The sequence below is a fragment of the Halanaerobium hydrogeniformans genome (assembly GCF_000166415.1).
Classification (GTDB): domain Bacteria; phylum Bacillota; class Halanaerobiia; order Halanaerobiales; family Halanaerobiaceae; genus Halanaerobium; species Halanaerobium hydrogeniformans.
In genome coordinates this window covers 1460512-1477047 of the sequence record NC_014654.1, presented here as the reverse complement: position 1 = coordinate 1477047, position 16536 = coordinate 1460512, and the positions used below count along the sequence as shown (strand labels likewise).

15 protein-coding genes are annotated in these 16536 nt (G+C 32.8%); 13 read left to right on the top strand and 2 right to left on the bottom strand.

The window, feature by feature from the left end; genetic code table 11:
- Nucleotides 1–14 precede the first annotated feature (14 nt).
- The gene (locus tag HALSA_RS06620; protein WP_420795036.1) at nt 15–830 is read right to left on the bottom strand and encodes an alpha/beta hydrolase; all 816 of its coding nucleotides are present in this window, start codon (nt 828–830) and stop codon (nt 15–17) included.
- A 219-nt stretch (nt 831–1049) separates the two neighbouring features.
- Here HALSA_RS06620 and pepV point away from each other — a divergent pair, with 219 nt between their 5' ends.
- From pepV to HALSA_RS06600, 4 genes are read left to right on the top strand one after another with little or no spacing between them, the layout of a single operon-like run.
- Entirely contained in the window at nt 1050–2444 is a 1395-nt protein-coding gene (pepV, locus tag HALSA_RS06615) for a dipeptidase PepV (RefSeq protein ID WP_013405817.1), read from the top strand.
- 44 nt (nt 2445–2488) lie between these two features.
- A complete protein-coding gene (locus HALSA_RS06610) occupies nt 2489–2719 on the top strand; it encodes a hypothetical protein (protein ID WP_013405816.1) in 231 nt (76 codons plus the stop codon).
- Nucleotides 2720–2751: 32 nt separating this feature from the next.
- Entirely contained in the window at nt 2752–3969 is a 1218-nt protein-coding gene (locus HALSA_RS06605; RefSeq protein WP_013405815.1) for a MalY/PatB family protein, read from the top strand.
- Nucleotides 3970–3992: 23 nt separating this feature from the next.
- The gene (locus tag HALSA_RS06600) at nt 3993–5216 is read left to right on the top strand and encodes a BaiN/RdsA family NAD(P)/FAD-dependent oxidoreductase (RefSeq protein ID WP_013405814.1); all 1224 of its coding nucleotides are present in this window, start codon (nt 3993–3995) and stop codon (nt 5214–5216) included.
- A gap of 62 nt (nt 5217–5278) precedes the next feature.
- Here HALSA_RS06600 and HALSA_RS06595 read toward each other — a convergent pair whose 3' ends face one another.
- Nucleotides 5279–5623, bottom strand: coding sequence for a YlbF/YmcA family competence regulator (locus tag HALSA_RS06595; RefSeq protein WP_013405813.1), 345 nt, complete (start codon nt 5621–5623; stop codon nt 5279–5281).
- A gap of 123 nt (nt 5624–5746) precedes the next feature.
- Here HALSA_RS06595 and HALSA_RS06590 point away from each other — a divergent pair, with 123 nt between their 5' ends.
- The 9 genes from HALSA_RS06590 to HALSA_RS06550 all read left to right on the top strand — a co-directional run bounded on the left by HALSA_RS06590 (nt 5747) and on the right by HALSA_RS06550 (nt 16533).
- Nucleotides 5747–6934 (top strand): FAD-dependent oxidoreductase, encoded by a 1188-nt coding sequence (locus tag HALSA_RS06590; protein WP_013405812.1) that lies wholly within the window; start codon nt 5747–5749, stop codon nt 6932–6934.
- A gap of 81 nt (nt 6935–7015) precedes the next feature.
- Nucleotides 7016–7297 (top strand): acylphosphatase, encoded by a 282-nt coding sequence (locus HALSA_RS06585; RefSeq protein WP_013405811.1) that lies wholly within the window; start codon nt 7016–7018, stop codon nt 7295–7297.
- Nucleotides 7298–7308: 11 nt separating this feature from the next.
- Complete coding sequence (gene pncA, locus HALSA_RS06580) at nt 7309–7905, top strand: bifunctional nicotinamidase/pyrazinamidase (RefSeq protein WP_013405810.1); 597 nt, start codon at nt 7309–7311, stop codon at nt 7903–7905.
- A gap of 11 nt (nt 7906–7916) precedes the next feature.
- Nucleotides 7917–9056, top strand: a complete 1140-nt coding sequence (locus tag HALSA_RS06575; RefSeq protein ID WP_013405809.1) for a THUMP domain-containing class I SAM-dependent RNA methyltransferase — start codon at nt 7917–7919, stop codon at nt 9054–9056.
- An 11-nt stretch (nt 9057–9067) separates the two neighbouring features.
- A complete protein-coding gene (locus tag HALSA_RS06570) occupies nt 9068–10000 on the top strand; it encodes a DMT family transporter (RefSeq protein WP_013405808.1) in 933 nt (310 codons plus the stop codon).
- Nucleotides 9987–11000 carry an aspartate-semialdehyde dehydrogenase gene (locus HALSA_RS06565; RefSeq protein WP_013405807.1) on the top strand — a complete coding sequence of 338 codons (1014 nt, stop codon included), beginning with the start codon at nt 9987–9989 and terminating at the stop codon, nt 10998–11000. Before HALSA_RS06570 ends, HALSA_RS06565 begins: the two co-directional genes overlap by 14 nt.
- 201 nt (nt 11001–11201) lie before the next feature.
- On the top strand, nt 11202–12878 hold the full coding sequence (locus HALSA_RS06560; RefSeq protein ID WP_013405806.1) for a ribonuclease J: 1677 nt from the start codon (nt 11202–11204) through the stop codon (nt 12876–12878).
- 151 nt (nt 12879–13029) lie between these two features.
- On the top strand, nt 13030–15288 hold the full coding sequence (locus HALSA_RS06555) for an FtsK/SpoIIIE family DNA translocase (RefSeq protein WP_013405805.1): 2259 nt from the start codon (nt 13030–13032) through the stop codon (nt 15286–15288).
- Between the two features lie 153 nt (nt 15289–15441).
- Entirely contained in the window at nt 15442–16533 is a 1092-nt protein-coding gene (locus HALSA_RS06550) for a BMP family lipoprotein (protein WP_013405804.1), read from the top strand.
- Nucleotides 16534–16536: the final 3 nt, after the last annotated feature.

The window sequence follows — 16536 nt, the reverse complement described above, 5'->3', positions numbered from 1 at the left end:
TTGAACAAAAATAGCTAATTTTGTAGATTGAAAAAGAAGTCAATTATATCAGAAGCACATTTTTCTTTTTCAACATCATTAGTAATTACATGGGACGATTCTTGATATATTTTTATATCTTTTAAAGATTGTCCCATTTTTTTGTTTAAAAACTCCAGAGTCTTTGTATTGGCAATTGTCCGGTCATTTTTGCTGATTATTAATTGAGTTGGTATTTTGGGCTTTGAAATCTCTTTTCTAGCCTTTTTCATCAAAGCATATAATTCGGCCAACTGTTCGAGATAATAATATTTATTGTAATTATTTCTATAATCCAGTTCTTCTTCTGAAAGATCTTCTTTATTTTCTTCTGCAGATGGATGATCAATTTTTTCAATAAAATATTTACCGATTGGGGTTAGGGCGATTTTTTTATCTCTGCTATAAAAAGCAGGAGCAATTAAAGAGAGCTTTTCGATCTTGAAATTTGCTGCTAATAATGCTGCGAGCAGCCCTCCCATTGACAATCCGGCAAGGTAAATTTTTTCAAAATTACTTTTTAAATACAAATAACTATCAACACTTTTGCGCAGCCACTGTTCTGAATTACTTGCCCTAAAATCACTTGAGCTGCTTCCATGACCAGGTAGTCTTGGTACATAGACAGCAGTATTTTTTTGCTGATAAATTTTTTCTGCGATATATTTCCAGTTATTGCTCCTGCCAGCAAAACCATGGAGCAACAGAACTGCTTTATCTAGAGATTTATCATTAAAGCCAAGTTTTATTTCTTCAGCTAAGGGATTAATTTTAGTTTCTGTACTTATTTTTTTTATTTGCAATTTTATCACCTCGAAATTAATATAACATTTTTTGTTTTTTTTTACAATGATAAATCTACAAATTACAATATATTTAAATTTCAATAATTTATTTTTAAGATTTAATTTAAATAACTTCTGATAAATGATAAAATATAAGTTGAGTGGAAAATATAACTTAAGAAATTGATATAGATAACTTATGTTCAAGGAGGTGAAGTTTAATAGTTTAATCTATTAAACAGGACTATGAAAGAGAAGATATTAAAACAGGCTGAAAAGCTGAAAGATGATATTATTAAAAGCACTCAAGAATTAATACAAATACCAAGTGTTAAAGCAAAAAAAGAAGAAAAATATCCATATGGGGAAAATGTTTATTTAGCTTTAGAAAAAGCTTTAGATATTGCCTCTGAGCTCGGTTTTAAAACAAAAAATATTGATAATTATGCTGGCCATATTGAAATAGGCGAGGGAGAAGAGATTTTAGGTATTTTATGTCATTTAGATGTTGTACCTGAGGGAAGCAACTGGACATACCCTCCCTATGCAGCAGAAATTCATGCAGGAAAGATTTATGGTAGAGGTGCAATAGATGACAAAGGGCCAACTGTTGCTGCACTTTATGCTATGAAAATTGTTGATATGCTTGATATAAATTTAAGTAAAAAAGTAAGATTGATTTTGGGTACTGATGAAGAAAGCGGTATGGAATCTATAGATTATTATTTTAAAAAAGAAAAAATGCCTGAATTATCCTTTAGTCCAGATGCAGTATTTCCGGCTATTCATGCAGAAAAAGGAATTCTTGATCTCAAATTTTCTAAAAAAATCACAAAGAACGTTGATTCAAGCCTCCAATTAATTGCTTTAAAAGGGGGTAATGCTGCTAATATGGTTGCAGATTATGCAGAGGCAGTTATTAAGGGTATAGATAAAAATGAGCTGCAGAATATCCTGGCAGAAATCGAGTATGAAAAAGATAAACTGCAGATAAGCGAAAGTAAAAAAGGATTAAAACTCAGTTATAATGGAGTTTCTGCCCATGCTAGTTTGCCAGAGGATGGGGAAAATGCCATTTCCCATTTAATAAATATCCTTGCTCAATTACCATTTACTGAATCTGATGTTGCTGATTTTCTTGAATTTTATCAAAGTAAAATAGCTTTAGAATATGATGGGAGTTCAATTGGGTGTGCAGAAGAAGATGATATACCGACAAAGTTAACTTTTAATTCTGGGATAGTAGCTTTAAATCAGAGAGAAATAAAGTTAATAGTAAATATTCGCTATCCTGTTAAATCAAGTAGTTCTAAAGTGATAAATTCTATAAAAAATTCCATTAAAGATTATAATATAGAAGTAGAACTGCAGAGTGATGCTGAACCTCTCTATATTGAAAAAGATGATCTTTTTATCCAAAAATTGATGAATGCCTATCAAGAAATAACGGGAGATAAGGGTCAGCCTATCGCAATTGGGGGAGGCACCTATGCCAGAAAGGTGAAAAAAGGAGTTGCATTTGGTCCGCTTTTTCCAGGACAGGAAGAACTGGCTCATCAAAAAGATGAATATATAGTGATAGATAACCTGCTCAAGAGTGCTGCTATTTACGCAAAAGCAATAATTGATATCACAGGGTAAAATATTAAATGTTAAAATAAAATATATTAAATGGAGGGGTTTTTGTGGAACTTTTAGCCAATCTTGGAGCTTTACTGGCTGCTGTAGGATTAGTTGCTTTGTTAAAAGGTGATTTGATTTCACTTAGAATAAGAAATAGAAAAGTTGCTTTAATTGTTTTAATTCTAGGACTGCTTTTAGCTTTTTTTGCTGCAAATAATATGAGTCAAGAAAATGAAGTGTTAAATTCCCAATCCAGCTATAATTTATATTTAAATGATAGATTTTTAATATAACTTAAGAGAAGTAAGAGACTGGAGGTTAGAAGATGGAAGATAAATATAATTTTTCAAAACTACATAATAGAAATAATACAATGTCAGTAAAATGGGATAAATGTGAAGAAATTTTTGGTAAAGATGATATTCTTCCCCTCTGGGTTGCTGATTCTGACTGGCCTACTGCTCCAGAAATCAAAGCTGCTCTAATCAACAAAGCTGAAAACGGTATACTTGGTTATACTTTCGCTGATCAAAAAGTTAAAACTGCAGTTAAAAACTGGTTAAGTAAAAGATTTGACCTGGAAATTGATAAAAACTGGCTTGTTTTCGATACCGGGGTTGTCCCCGCTATAAATTTTACTTTAAAAGCAATTACTAAAGCTGGTGATGGTGTTGTTATTCAACCACCAGTTTATAGACCTTTTTTTTCTGCAGTAAAAAATAATGACTGTGAACTGATAAAAAATAGCTTGGTCATTAAAGACAGACATTATAAAATTGATTTTGCTGGACTGGAAAAAATAATAGCTGATTGGAAAGACAAAAAAGGAGACATTAAAGCCTTGATTTTTTGTAGCCCTCATAATCCGGTTGGCAGGGTCTGGAAACAATCTGAATTAAAAAGATTAATTAAAATTTTAAAAAGAGAAAATATCTATTTATTAAGTGATGAGATCCATTCTGATTTAGTTTATCCAGCTTATGATCATTATCCCAGCTTAAAAATTATAGATGATAATCCTGAATTAGAAGCTTACAGAAAAAAAATAATTACTTATATGGCGGCTAGTAAAACGTTTAATATTGCTGGTTTACATACTTCATATACTATTATAAGTTCTGATAAATTGAAAAGAAAATATAACAGAACTAAAAATGGATTTTCTTCTGGTAATAGTCCTTTTGGTTTAGAAGCTTTAAAAAGTGCATATAATAATGGGGAAAAATGGCTGGAAGAACAGCTCCAATATATAGTTGAAAATAAAAATTATCTTCAAAACTTTATTGAAAATGAAATCCCAGCTATCAAATTGTTTGAACAGGAAGGGACTTTTTTAATCTGGTTAGACTGCAGAGATTTAAATTTTGAGAATGATCAAAAACTGAGGAAATTTATGATTGAAGAAGCTGGAGTTGGTTTAAATCCAGGAATCTGGTTTGGTAAAGCTGGAAGTGGCTTTATGAGATTAAATATCGCCTGCCCTAAAAAAAGGCTAAAAACTGCTTTAATTAGAATAAAAAATGCGGTTGAAAAAATGGCATAATTTTATTTGAATGGAGGAATATTTTGCAGAAAGTATTAATTATTGGTGGTGGTCCAGCTGGAATGATAGCTGCTATTGAGGCTGCTGCTAATGATAATGATGTTTATATAATTGAAAGGAATAAAAGACTTGGTAAAAAATTATTAATAACTGGTAAAGGTCGTTGTAATATAAGCAATTACTCAGCAATTAATGAACATATTGATAATATTGTCGATAACCCTAAATTTCTATACAGCTTGCTGGCTGAATTTGATGCATATCGACTTTTTTCATATTTTTCTCAACTGGGATTGGAGCTTGAAATACAGCGTGGTAATAGAATCTTTCCCAGGTCCAAGCGTGCTTCAGATGTTTTAAGGGTTTTAAAAAAAGAATTACTAAACAAAGATGTTAAAATAATTCAAGATTTTGTACAGGAAGTAATTATTGAAGATGAGAAGGCTGTAGGAGTAAAGCTAAAATATGGTGATATCTTAAAGGGAGATAGGATTATTTTAGCTACTGGAGGTTGTTCTTATCCGGAAACAGGTTCAGATGGCAGTGGCTTTAAATTAGCCGAAAAATGCGGCCACAATATCGTTGAACCCTCTCCAGGTTTAACAGCATTAATTTGTGAAGAAAAATGGATTTATGAAGCTCAGGGGCTAAAATTAAGGAATACCGGGCTTGAAGTCTATAACAATAAGGGGCAAAAAATATATTCGGATTTTGGAGAATTGGAAATTAGAGATGGATATTTAGATGGTCCGATGATTATCTCTGCCAGTATGATGCTTGATTTTAAAAAAGAAAGTTCTTATCAGCTGAAGCTTGATTTAAAACCTGCTCTTGATTATGAAACTCTTGATCAGCGTATTTTAAGAGACTTTGCCAAATATAATAATAAGTATTTTGCTAATAGCTTAGATGATCTGCTTCCTATAAAACTAAGATCGGTCTTTATTAAACTTTCTTCCATCGATTATGATAAAACAGTAAATCAGATTACTGCAGAGGAAAGGCAGGAACTGTTAAAATTATTTAAAGAACTTAGTCTGACAATAACAGCCAAAAAGGGTTTTAAAAGGGCGATTGTAACTAGGGGTGGAGTTGATACAGATCAAATTGATCCAAATACATTAGAATCTAAAGTAATAGAAAATTTATATTTTGCTGGAGAGATCATGGATGTTGCAGCAATGACCGGGGGCTATAATCTGCAGATTGCATTTTCAAGTGGTTATAAAGCAGGTAATAGTGTCTAAGGTTTATATAATAAAAAAAAGGACCGCAGTTTTAAAACTGCGGTCTTAGTTCATAAGTATAATTACTCTGCTTCTTCAAAGTTCTGCAGTTTATCGGTAATTACCTGGTTTACAGAATTCATTAGTTGATTAAAGTGATTTTGAGCTTCATAAAATTCAGCAATTTTTTCATTTTGCTTCATTTTTTGTTCCATCATACTTAATTCTTGTTTCTTTTCATCGCTAATCTCTTGACCATTTTGCTGCATCATTTGTACCTGCTGATATTTTGCGTTTAAATCATCAAGCATTGATTTAGCTTCGTCATCTCCGACCATTATTTCTTCTTTTTCTTTCAGCTCTTGAAATTCACTGGATTCAACAATTGCATCTGCGAGTTCTTCTGCATAATTAATTACTGTTGCCATTAATTTCACCTCATTTTGAGTTTTATTTTTTATTTTCATACTAACTAACCATATTAATGTTAACATTCTACTCTTATTATGTCAAATGCTGAGAGATATTTAATTAGGAGGGTTTAAATAAAAATGAAGAAAGAATTAAAGATCGAAGTTTATTCTAAAGACTGGTGTCCATACTGCAAAAAAGCTAAAGCTTTTTTAAAAAGCAAGGGTTTAGAATTTGAAGAAATTAACATTAATGAAGCCGATAATTATGAGATAATGAAAAAAAGAACTTCTAACAAAACCGTTCCTCAGATCATCATAAATGATAAAAGTTTAGGTGGTTATGATGATATTATTGAATTAGAAAAAAATGGTGAATTTAATCAGTTAATCGGTAGAGAAAATATTGACTATTCAGAAGAAGAATGGGAATTAATAATTCTTGGAGCTGGACCTGCAGCTTTAAATGCCTCACTTTATGCAGCCAGAAAAGGAATAAAAGTTCTACTCTTAACTAAAGATATTGGAGGCCAGGTAATTAATACTGATGAAATAGATAATTATTTAGGGAAAGCAGGAACAACTGGAGCCGATCTTGTTTATGATTTTTGGTCTCATATCAGCAAATATGATATTAAAACAGTTATCGGAGAAAAAGCAACTGCAGTAAATTCGAAAAATGGCCAAAAAATAATTAAAACAGATAATGATAAAGAGTATCTGACTAAAACAGTGATAATTGCTACCGGAGCAAAGAAAAGAAGATTAGGTATGAAACAGGAATATGTTTTAAGTGGTAAAGGGGTTCACTACTGTACTAATTGTGATGGCTTTTTATATGCAGAACAAGCTGTTGCTGTTGTAGGTGGAGGGAATTCTGGTTTAGAAGGTGCCCTTGATCTGGCAAAAATAGGTTGTGAGGTCGATTTAATCGAGATTGAGCCTTCTTTAATGGGGGATGAATATTTACAAGAAAAAATTTATAATAGTGATAAGATCGAAGTTCACACCTCAGCAAAAGTTAGTGAAATTAATGGTGAAGAAAAACTGCAGTCAATAGTAGTTGAAAGCTTAAATGATTCTTCTCAAAAAGAGCTTGATGTAGATGCACTTTTTATAGAAATAGGTCTAATTGCTAATAGTGATTTTGTTAGTGATATGGTTAAATTAAATCAACAAAAAGAGATAATTATTAACGAAAAAAATGAAACATCTGAAAAAGGTATCTGGGCAGCTGGAGATGTCAGCAATATTATGGATAAACAGATTATAATATCAGCTGCAGAAGGTGCTAAAGCAGCTTTGAGAGTTAATCAACACTTAGCTTAAAATAATTATTTAAATTCAGCCATTTAAATTTGCCAGATATTATATTAAAATGTATAATGTAAACAGATGGAGGTGGATAAGATGGCTGAAAAAGATATTCAAAAGCATATCTATATCTCAGGTAGAGTTCAAGGTGTTGGTTTTAGAGCATTTTGTAGAAGCACTGCCCGAACTTTAGGTATCAAAGGTTGGGTTCGCAACCTTAGAGATGGTAGAGTTGAACTTGTAATTCAGGGTCAGCCTGCTAAGGTAGAGAAGATGGTTGAGAATGTTAAAGAAGGGCCATCTTTTGCCAGGGTAGAAGATATTGAAATAAAAAATGAAGAGTGTGAGGATTTTAGGAAATTTGAAATAAGACTTTAGAGGTGGATATTATGAAAAAAGCATTATTAGCCGTTGATTTACAAAATGACTTTTATGAAGATGGGGCATTAGCTGTTCCAGCTGCATCTAAGATAAATCAGAAGGTAAATGAATTACTGGAATCAGAAGAGTATGAGATTATTGTTGCTTCTCAAGACTGGCATCCTCAAAATCACCGCAGTTTTGCTTCTGTTCATGGTGAAAAAGCATTTACACCTTATGACAAAGAAGAAGGACTAGGGCCAGTTCTCTGGCCTGATCACTGTGTGCAAAAAAGTGAGGGTGCAGAATTTAACAGTGAAGTTAAGACCCATAAGTTCGATTATATACTTCGTAAAGGAACAGATCCAGAAGTTGATAGTTATTCTGCCTTTCAAGACAATGATGGTAGTGATTTAGGCTTGGCAGCTCTACTCAAGTCTTTTGGGATAGAAGAAGTAGATATTTGTGGTTTAGCATATGATGTCTGTGTAAAATATACTGCTCTTGATAGTGTTAAAAATGCTTTTAAAACAAATATTATTCAGGCAGCTTCTGCAGCTGTTAATCCGGATGAAATAGAAAAGTGTAATCAAGAACTCAAACAAGCAGGTGTTAATTTAATTTAGGAGGAAATTTTTTGACTAATTTATCAATTATAGCAAGCAGTACATTTGGAATGGAAGCTCTTGTAAAAAAAGAAATAAAAAAATTAGGTTATGAAATAACAGAAGTAAAAAATGGCCGGATAACATTTACCGGAGATTTAAAGGCGGTTGCTGAAGCTAATTTGTGGCTTAGAACTGCAGAAAGAGTGATGATTAAAATAGGAGAGTTTGAGGCATTGGACTTCGATCAGTTATATGAAGGAGTAAAAGCTCTTGACTGGCCGAAATGGCTGCCTGAAAATGCAGAGTTTCCTGTTAGTGGTAAATCAATAGACTCTCAATTGAGCAGTGTTCCAACCTGTCAGTCTGTAGTAAAAAAAGCTGTAGTTGACAGTATGAAAGAAAAATATGGAGATCAGTGGTTTCCAGAAGATGGCCCACTTTATCCAATAGAAATTGCCTTATATAAAGATCAAGCTCTATTGACAATCGATAGTTCTGGTACTGGTCTGCATAAAAGAGGCTACCGAGATCTAACGGTAACCGCTCCAATTCAGGAAACAATTGCAGCAGGAATGATTTATTTAAGCCGCTGGGATAAAGATAGAATTTTAATTGATCCTTTTTGTGGCTCAGGAACTATTTTAATAGAGGCAGCAATGATTGCCAAAAATCAGGCTCCGGGGCTTAAAAGAAACTTTATTTCTGAAAAATGGCCAATCTTTGATAATATGCTCTGGGCAAAGACCAGAGTTGAGGCGAAAAAAGCAAAAAAAATTGATGTTGAGCCAAGACTTATCATGGGTTATGATCATGATCCTGAAGCAATTAGTATAGCCCGTTATCATGCAAAAAAAGCCGGGGTAGATGATTTGATTCATTTTCAAGAAAAAAAGTTTGAAGACTTTTCTAGCAGCAGAAAATATGGATATATTATTACAAATCCACCCTATGGTAAAAGAATGTCCGATCAAGAAGAAGTTGAAGCTTTATATAAAAAAATGGGGGAAAAGTTTCGGGATTTAGATACCTGGTCCTATTATATAATTACCTCTCATCCAAATTTCGAAGAGATTTTTGCTAAAGAAGCAGATAAAAGAAGAAAATTATACAGTGGTGGGATGGAAACACATTATTATCAATATTATGGTCCCTGGCCTCCCAAGAATTGAGTGGTTTGTTAATGAAAAAATTACGCAGATTTGCTCCTTATTTTGCTGGTCTGATATTTAGCTCAATATTTGGCTTTTCTTTTTTATTTACCAAGGAGGGTTTGGAGTTAATGGCTCCATTCCACTTACTTGGTTTTCGTTTTGCTTTAGCTTTTTTAAGCTTGAGTATTTTGAGGATTGCTGGTATAATTAAAATCGATTTAAAATCAAAAAATATTAAAATGCTGCTTTTGCTGGCCCTATTTCAGCCAGGAATTTATTTTGTTTTTGAAACAACCGGAATGATTTATACTACATCTTCAGAGGCTGGAATGATGATTGCATTAATACCGATAGCTGTAACTATTTTAGCAGCATTTATTTTGAAAGAAAAAACTACATTTAAACAGAGCATCTTTGTGCTTTTATCTGTTTTTGGTGCAGCTTTGATAATTTTTAACAGAGGCAGTAGTGGAATAGAAGGAAATTTATTTGGTCTTTTATTACTGGGAGTAGCTGTAATTGCAGCAGCTTTTTATAATATAATTTCTAGAAAACTTTCTCTAGAATTTTCTACAATAGAAATTACATATGTTATGATGGGTTTTGGTGCTTTTGTTTTTAATATTATAGCTATTTATGAGCTTGATTTTAGCCTGGAAAGTTATTTTAGTATTATATCAGATAGAGATGCATTGATTGCAATTTTATATCTAGGACTTTTATCTTCTGTAGTAGCATTTTTCATGATGAATTATACCCTCTCTAAGATTAATGCGGCCCAGGCTGCAGTATTTGCAAACTTTACCACTGTGGTTTCTATCTTAGCGGGAGTTTTTTTAAGAGGTGAATCATTTTATAAATTACAGGCATTAGGTGCATTTTTGATAATTATTGGTGTTTGGGGTACAAATTATTTTGGACGTCCTATAATAAGGAAGGAGACATATAATGAAAGAATATAATATAGCAGTAGTAGGTGCAACAGGTTTAGTCGGTCGAGAAATGTTAAAAATACTTAGTGAAAGAAATTTTCCGATTGCTGATTTAAAGGTCTTTGCCAGCAGTCGTTCAGAGGGGAAAATAATAGAATTTGAAGATAGAAAATTAACCGTAGAAGTAGTAAAAGAAGGTTGTTTTGAAGGGATAGATATCGCCCTTTTTAGTGCAGGAAGTGATATTTCAAAAGAGGTGGCTCCACTTGTAAAAAAAGCAGGTGGAATAGTTATTGATAATAGTAATGCTTTTAGAATGGATAAAAATGTTCCTCTGATCGTGCCTGAAGTAAATGGTGAGGCTCTAAATGACCATCAGCAAATTATTGCAAATCCAAACTGTTCTACAATTCAGATGGTTATGCTTTTAAAACCTTTAGCAGATAGTTATGGACTCAAAAGAATAGTTATTAACACTTATCAGGCGGTTTCTGGAGCTGGAAAAAAAGCTGTTGATGAACTTATCGAGCAAACTAAAGCTTATTTAAACAAAGAGGAAATTAAAAAAGAAAACTTTAATCATCAGATTGCTTTTAATGCAATTCCACAAATTGATACATTTTTAGATAATGATTATACCAAAGAAGAAATGAAAATGGTTAATGAATGCAAAAAAATAATGGCTGATGAGGATTTAGCAGTAACTGCAACCTGTGTTAGAATACCAGTTATCTTTGGCCATGGAGAATCTTTAAATATTGAGTTAAATTCTACCTATAATATTAATGATATTAAAAATATTTTTGCTAACACCAAAAATGTAGAGCTGATTGATAATCCTGCTCAAGAAAAATATCCTCTGCAGATTGATACAGAAAATAATGATAATATTTTAGTGGGAAGGATTAGAAGAGATTATTCTAAAGAAAACACTATAAATTTATGGTTGACCGCAAATAATCTCAGAAAAGGTGCTGCTTTAAATGCAGTACAGATTGCTGAATATTTAGCAGAACATGATATGCTTTAATTAGGCGAAATTTATTTTACGCTTGTTTTTTATAAATTAAATATGTATAATAGTATTAACGCTTTGGATCGGGTCTTTATTTTCTTAAAATTTATCTTAAATATCGATAATGTTATACTTTAGAATTATAGTTTCAATTGTTTAGTTGTGTTTTAGAATGGTTTATGTTTTATAAAAATATGGAGGTGTTTTGTTTTTTAAATGAATGATAAAAATAAAATAAAAAATGTTACTATGACAACACTCGGTGGAGTGGGAGAGATTGGAAAAAACATGTGGGTTCTGGAAATTGGAGAAGATATGTTGATAATTGACTCGGGAGTTAAATTTCCAGAAAATGATTTATTAGGAATTGATTTAGTGATTCCTGATTTCGAATATGTGATTAAAAACAAGGATCGGATTAATGGAATCGTTTTAACCCACGGTCATTTAGATCATATTGGTGGATTACCATATCTGTTAAAAGAAATTAATGCACCAATTTATGGGACTAAACTTACTCTTGGTCTTTTAGAGGGCAATTTAAAGGAACATAGGCTTTTAAAAGATTGTAGATTAAAAATAGTTCACTCTGGAAAGGAAATTCAGGTTGGTAATTTTACTGTAGAATTTATTAGAGTTAATCACAGTATTGCCGATACCTGTGCCCTGGCTATCCATACTCCCCTTGGACCGATAGTTTATGCAAGTGACTTTAAATTTGACCAAACTCCAGTCGATGGAGAAGTGGCAGATTTTCATAAATTTGCTGAACTAGGTGATAGCCCAGAAGGGGTTTTAGCCCTTTTTTCAGATAGTACAAATGTAGAACGGGATGGTTATACATTATCTGAAAAAGTTGTTGGGGAAACTGTTGATGAGATTTTTAGAGGTGCCAAAGAAAGGATAATTGTTGCTACTTTTGCTTCTAATATACATCGTGTTCAGCAGGTTGTAGATGCTGCATTTAAGTATAATAGAAAAGTAGCTTTTACAGGTCGTAGTATGCTTAATAATGTTGATATTGCGCGCCGACTTGGTTATCTTCAGGTTCCAGAAGATATGATTGTAGATATCAGGGACTGCTCTAGTCTGCCTGATAATGAAGTAACCCTGCTTACAACCGGTAGTCAGGGAGAACCCATGGCAGCTTTAACTAGAATGGCCCGTGGTGATCATTATCATATCAATATCAAAGAGGGAGATACAGTTATGATTTCAGCCTCTGCGATACCTGGAAACGAGAAATATGTAGGAGAGACCATTAATAAGCTTTTTAGAAGAGGAGCTAATGTTATTTATGAAGATGTATCAGGTGTTCATGTATCTGGACATGCTAGTAAAGAAGAATTAAAACTAATGTTAAATCTAGTTAAGCCAAAATACTTTGTTCCAGTTCATGGAGAATACAGACATCTTTATAAACATGCAAATTTGGCTGAAGAAGTCGGTATTCCTAGAGATAATATTTATATTGCTGATGTTGGAGATAAGATAAACTTTGCGGAAGATAAAGTTTCTAAAAAGGATAATGTCCAATCAGGTGATGTATTGATAGATGGTTTAGGTATTGGAGATGTTGGTAATATAGTTTTAAGAGATAGAAAGATGCTTTCTGAAGACGGTATTATTATTGTTGTAGTTACAATTGATAAAAAAGGTAATATTCTGGTTGGTCCGGATATTATTACCAGAGGTTTTGTCTATATTAGAGAATCTGAAGAATTAATTGAAGCTGCTACCCAAAGGGTTGAAGATGCACTTAAAGAATGTGAAGAAAATAATGTCACAGAATGGTCAGTTTTAAAGAATACAATTAGAAATTCACTTAATAATTATGTCTACCAAAAAATCAAGAGAAATCCAATGATTTTACCTGTTATAATGGAGGTATAATAATTTAAGCTAGATTTATAAATTAACCAGCTGTGAGTTAAATCCAGCTGGTTTTAAATTTGGCCAATTCTTGAACATATGTTTCTAAATGTGTTATAATTATATTAATTATAAAGGTATTTAAAGAAAAAAAGTTAAAGGGGGTGCAGCTGTGGCTAAGAATAAACAAGATTTAAAACTTGAAAAAAGAAAAAATGAATTATTGGGCTTATTTTTAATTACTTTTGCTGCTATAAGTTTTTTTGCTATTTTCAGTAGTTCTGCAGGTTTAATTGGTGATAGTATAAGTGCTGCCTATTATTATTTAGTGGGTAGTGGAAGTTATATTTTACCTTTTATATTTATTTATTGGGGGATTAAGCTGATTAGAGCCAAAAAGATAATTTTTTCTAGCCGGCTGCTTGGATTTATCATTACTTTTATTACTATTATATCTATTATTGATTTAAATAATTATCAAAATCAAATAATTGACTTAAGACAGGGTTATGCAGGGGGAATAATTGGACGCAGTATTAGCTATTCTTTAGTTGAATTATTTGCCTACAATGGGGCATACATAATTTTGTCTATGCTAATGTTGATCGGCTTAATGCTTTTATTTGACTTATTTCTGGATACTATTTTTAAAAAAATTAAGTCGTTACTGCTTTTACCCAAAAAAGCAGTTCAGGCTATCAAAAATAAATTTAATCTATTAAGGGAGAAGCTTGGAGCAAAAAAAGATAAAGTATTTTCATTTTTTAAAAGTGTTAAAAAGAAAAAAGAGCCTAACGAATTTGAAGAAGATTGCAACAGCAAAGCTAATTATAATTCAAAAAATAAGCAAGAAGACAGTTTTGTAGTTGAAGAAAATATTAATACAAAGCAGAAAAGAAAAGCAAGAAAAAAGAGTGTTCAAAAACAGGAAAGTAGTTCCTTAACTGAGAATTTTGATATCAGTAAAGATCAATCTGATAATATAACAGACGAAGGTGAAAAACATGGTGATTATACATTACCCGGGATTTCGCTTTTAAATGACAATGGTAAAAAAAGGGCCCAGCTAGCAAATAAGAGTCAGCTTTTAGAAGAAACATTAAGTAGTTTTGGAGTGGAAGCAAAGGTTATAAATGTAAACCATGGGCCGACAATTACCCGATATGAGATTCAGCCTGCTACAGGAGTAAAAGTAAGTAAAATAGTTACTTTATCAGATGATATTGCCCTGGCTTTAGCAGCAAGAGATGTTCGGATTGAAGCACCAATTCCTGGTAAAGCTGCTGTAGGTATTGAGGTTCCTCATGGTAATGATATAACAGTATCTTTTAGAGATGTTGTTGTATCTGAAGAATTTCAGAGTTCTAAAGGTAAATTAAAGCTTGCCCTTGGTAAGGGGATAGATGGGGATACAGTTGTCTTTGATCTAAGCAAAATGCCCCACTTATTGGTTGCTGGTGCAACAGGTTCAGGAAAAAGTGTCTGTATAAATACTTTGATCAGCAGTATATTATTTAGGGCTACCCCTGAAGAAGTCAAGCTTCTTTTGATCGACCCTAAAAAGGTTGAGTTAAATAGTTATCAGGGTTTACCTCATTTGCTTACCCCTGTTGTTACAGATCCCAAAAAAGCGGCTAATGTATTAAAATTACTAGTTGAAGAGATGGAAGATAGATATGACCTTTTTTCTAAAACAGCGAGCAGAGGTATTAAATCTTATAATCAGCAGTGTGCTGCAAAAGATGATATGTTACCTTATATTGTTGTTGTTATTGATGAGTTATCTGATCTAATGATGGTTGCAGCTAATGAGGTAGAAGACAATATTTGCCGTTTAGCTCAAATGTCAAGAGCTGCTGGTATCCATTTAATTATTGCAACTCAAAGGCCTTCAGTTGATGTGATTACAGGTTTGATTAAAGCTAATATTCCCAGCAGGATTTCTTTTGCAGTCTCATCTGCTACTGATTCAAGAACTATTTTAGATATGGGAGGAGCAGAAAAGCTTTTAGGAAATGGGGATATGTTGTTTGCTCCGGTTGGTATGCAAAAACCGATGAGAATTCAGGGTGCCTACTTAACTGATCCTGAATTAAATAAAATAACTGAATTTGTAAAATCACAGGCGAAAACAGAGTATGAAATAGAAAAAGATGATATAAAAGAAGTAGAGCTTTCTTTAGATGATGAACAGGACGAGTTATATGAGGATGCAGTAAAACTGGTAGTAAAATATAGAGCATCAATTTCAATGCTGCAGAGAAGATTACATATAGGTCACTCTAGAGCAGCTAGATTGATCGATCAAATGGAAGAAGATGGTATAGTAGGGCCTTATGCTGGCAGTAAACCAAGAGAAGTCCTTGTTGAGACTGAAGACCTTGATAAGATAATGGATCTTGATATTTCCAATGATGAAGATTTTAAATAAGTGAATAAATTTCGCGATAAAGCTTAATTTAGCAAGGATTACGCTATTTTCTACGGAACTATTTATCTTGCAAATATAATAAAAAAATGTTATATTATAATTGTGTTTAAAAATTTTTAGAAGTATAAAAAAATATACAAGGGGGTTAAAATTTTGTTTAAAAAAGTTTTAGCATTATCTGTTGTTTTTGCTTTTATATTTATGGTGGTTTTTGCTGCAGCTCCAGAAGCAACTTCTGCTCAGGATACCCGAGTTGGAATTGTGCTTTCAACTGGTGGGCTTGGTGATCTTTCTTTTAATGATGCTGCTTATCGTGGTTTGCAGAGAGCAGAAAGTGAACTCGGCATAGAATTTGATTATATTGAGCCTGCTGACCCTGCAGAAGATGAAACTGCTCTGCGTCGTTTTGCAGAGAGAGGTTATGATCTGGTTATTGGGGTAGGTTTCCAGATGTCTGATAGCTTAGAAATAGTTGCTATGGATTATCCACATGTTAATTTTGCCCATGTTGATGAAGCATTTCCTGATATTTTAGATAACGTTGTCAGTCTGAACTTTGCAGAATGGGAAGGTTCATTTTTAGCAGGTGCTCTGGCAGCTTTAGTTAGTGAAACAAACAATGTTGGTTATGTTGGTGGAGTTGACTTTGCCTTGATTCACCGTTTTGAAGGTGGATTTTATCAGGGAGCTAAATATATAAATCCAGATATTGAGGTTCAAATAAGATATGCAGATGACTTTGGTGATCCTGCTAGAGGACGTGAAATTGCACTCGGTATGTACGATAATGGTGCTGATGTAATTTATCATGCTGCTGGTGGAACAGGGACCGGAGTTTTTGAAGCCGCTGAAGAAGAAGATCGTTATGCAATTGGGGTTGACTCTAACCAGAACCATGTCGCTCCAGGCCATGTAATTGCAAGTATGTTAAAAAGAGTAGATAATGCTGTATATGAAACAGTAGAATCTGTTGTTGATGGTACTTATGAAGGTGGACAAAACTTGTATTTCACACTTGCTGATAAAGGAGTTGGAATTACCGATTTAGAAGAATTAGCTGTAGAAGAAATTCAGGCTTATGAAGAAGGAATTATTAGTGAAGAAGAATTAGAAATAATTAGAGAAATGAAAGAAGAGCTTACTGCTCCTCACGCTGAAAAAATAGCTGAGATTGAAGAAATGATTATCAATGGTGAAATTGAAGTTGACAATTGGGGAGAAATAGGCAGACCTGATGAACTATAATAT

Coding starts and splice junctions, on each gene's coding strand:
- pepV (WP_013405817.1), top strand. CDS start 1,050: ATGAAAGAGAAGATATTAAAACAGGCTGAAAAGCTGAAAGATGATATT.
- HALSA_RS06605 (WP_013405815.1), top strand. CDS start 2,752: ATGGAAGATAAATATAATTTTTCAAAACTACATAATAGAAATAATACA.
- HALSA_RS06595 (WP_013405813.1), bottom strand. CDS start 5,623: ATGGCAACAGTAATTAATTATGCAGAAGAACTCGCAGATGCAATTGTT.
- HALSA_RS06590 (WP_013405812.1), top strand. CDS start 5,747: ATGAAGAAAGAATTAAAGATCGAAGTTTATTCTAAAGACTGGTGTCCA.
- HALSA_RS06585 (WP_013405811.1), top strand. CDS start 7,016: ATGGCTGAAAAAGATATTCAAAAGCATATCTATATCTCAGGTAGAGTT.
- pncA (WP_013405810.1), top strand. CDS start 7,309: ATGAAAAAAGCATTATTAGCCGTTGATTTACAAAATGACTTTTATGAA.
- HALSA_RS06570 (WP_013405808.1), top strand. CDS start 9,068: ATGAAAAAATTACGCAGATTTGCTCCTTATTTTGCTGGTCTGATATTT.
- HALSA_RS06565 (WP_013405807.1), top strand. CDS start 9,987: ATGAAAGAATATAATATAGCAGTAGTAGGTGCAACAGGTTTAGTCGGT.
- HALSA_RS06560 (WP_013405806.1), top strand. CDS start 11,202: ATGAATGATAAAAATAAAATAAAAAATGTTACTATGACAACACTCGGT.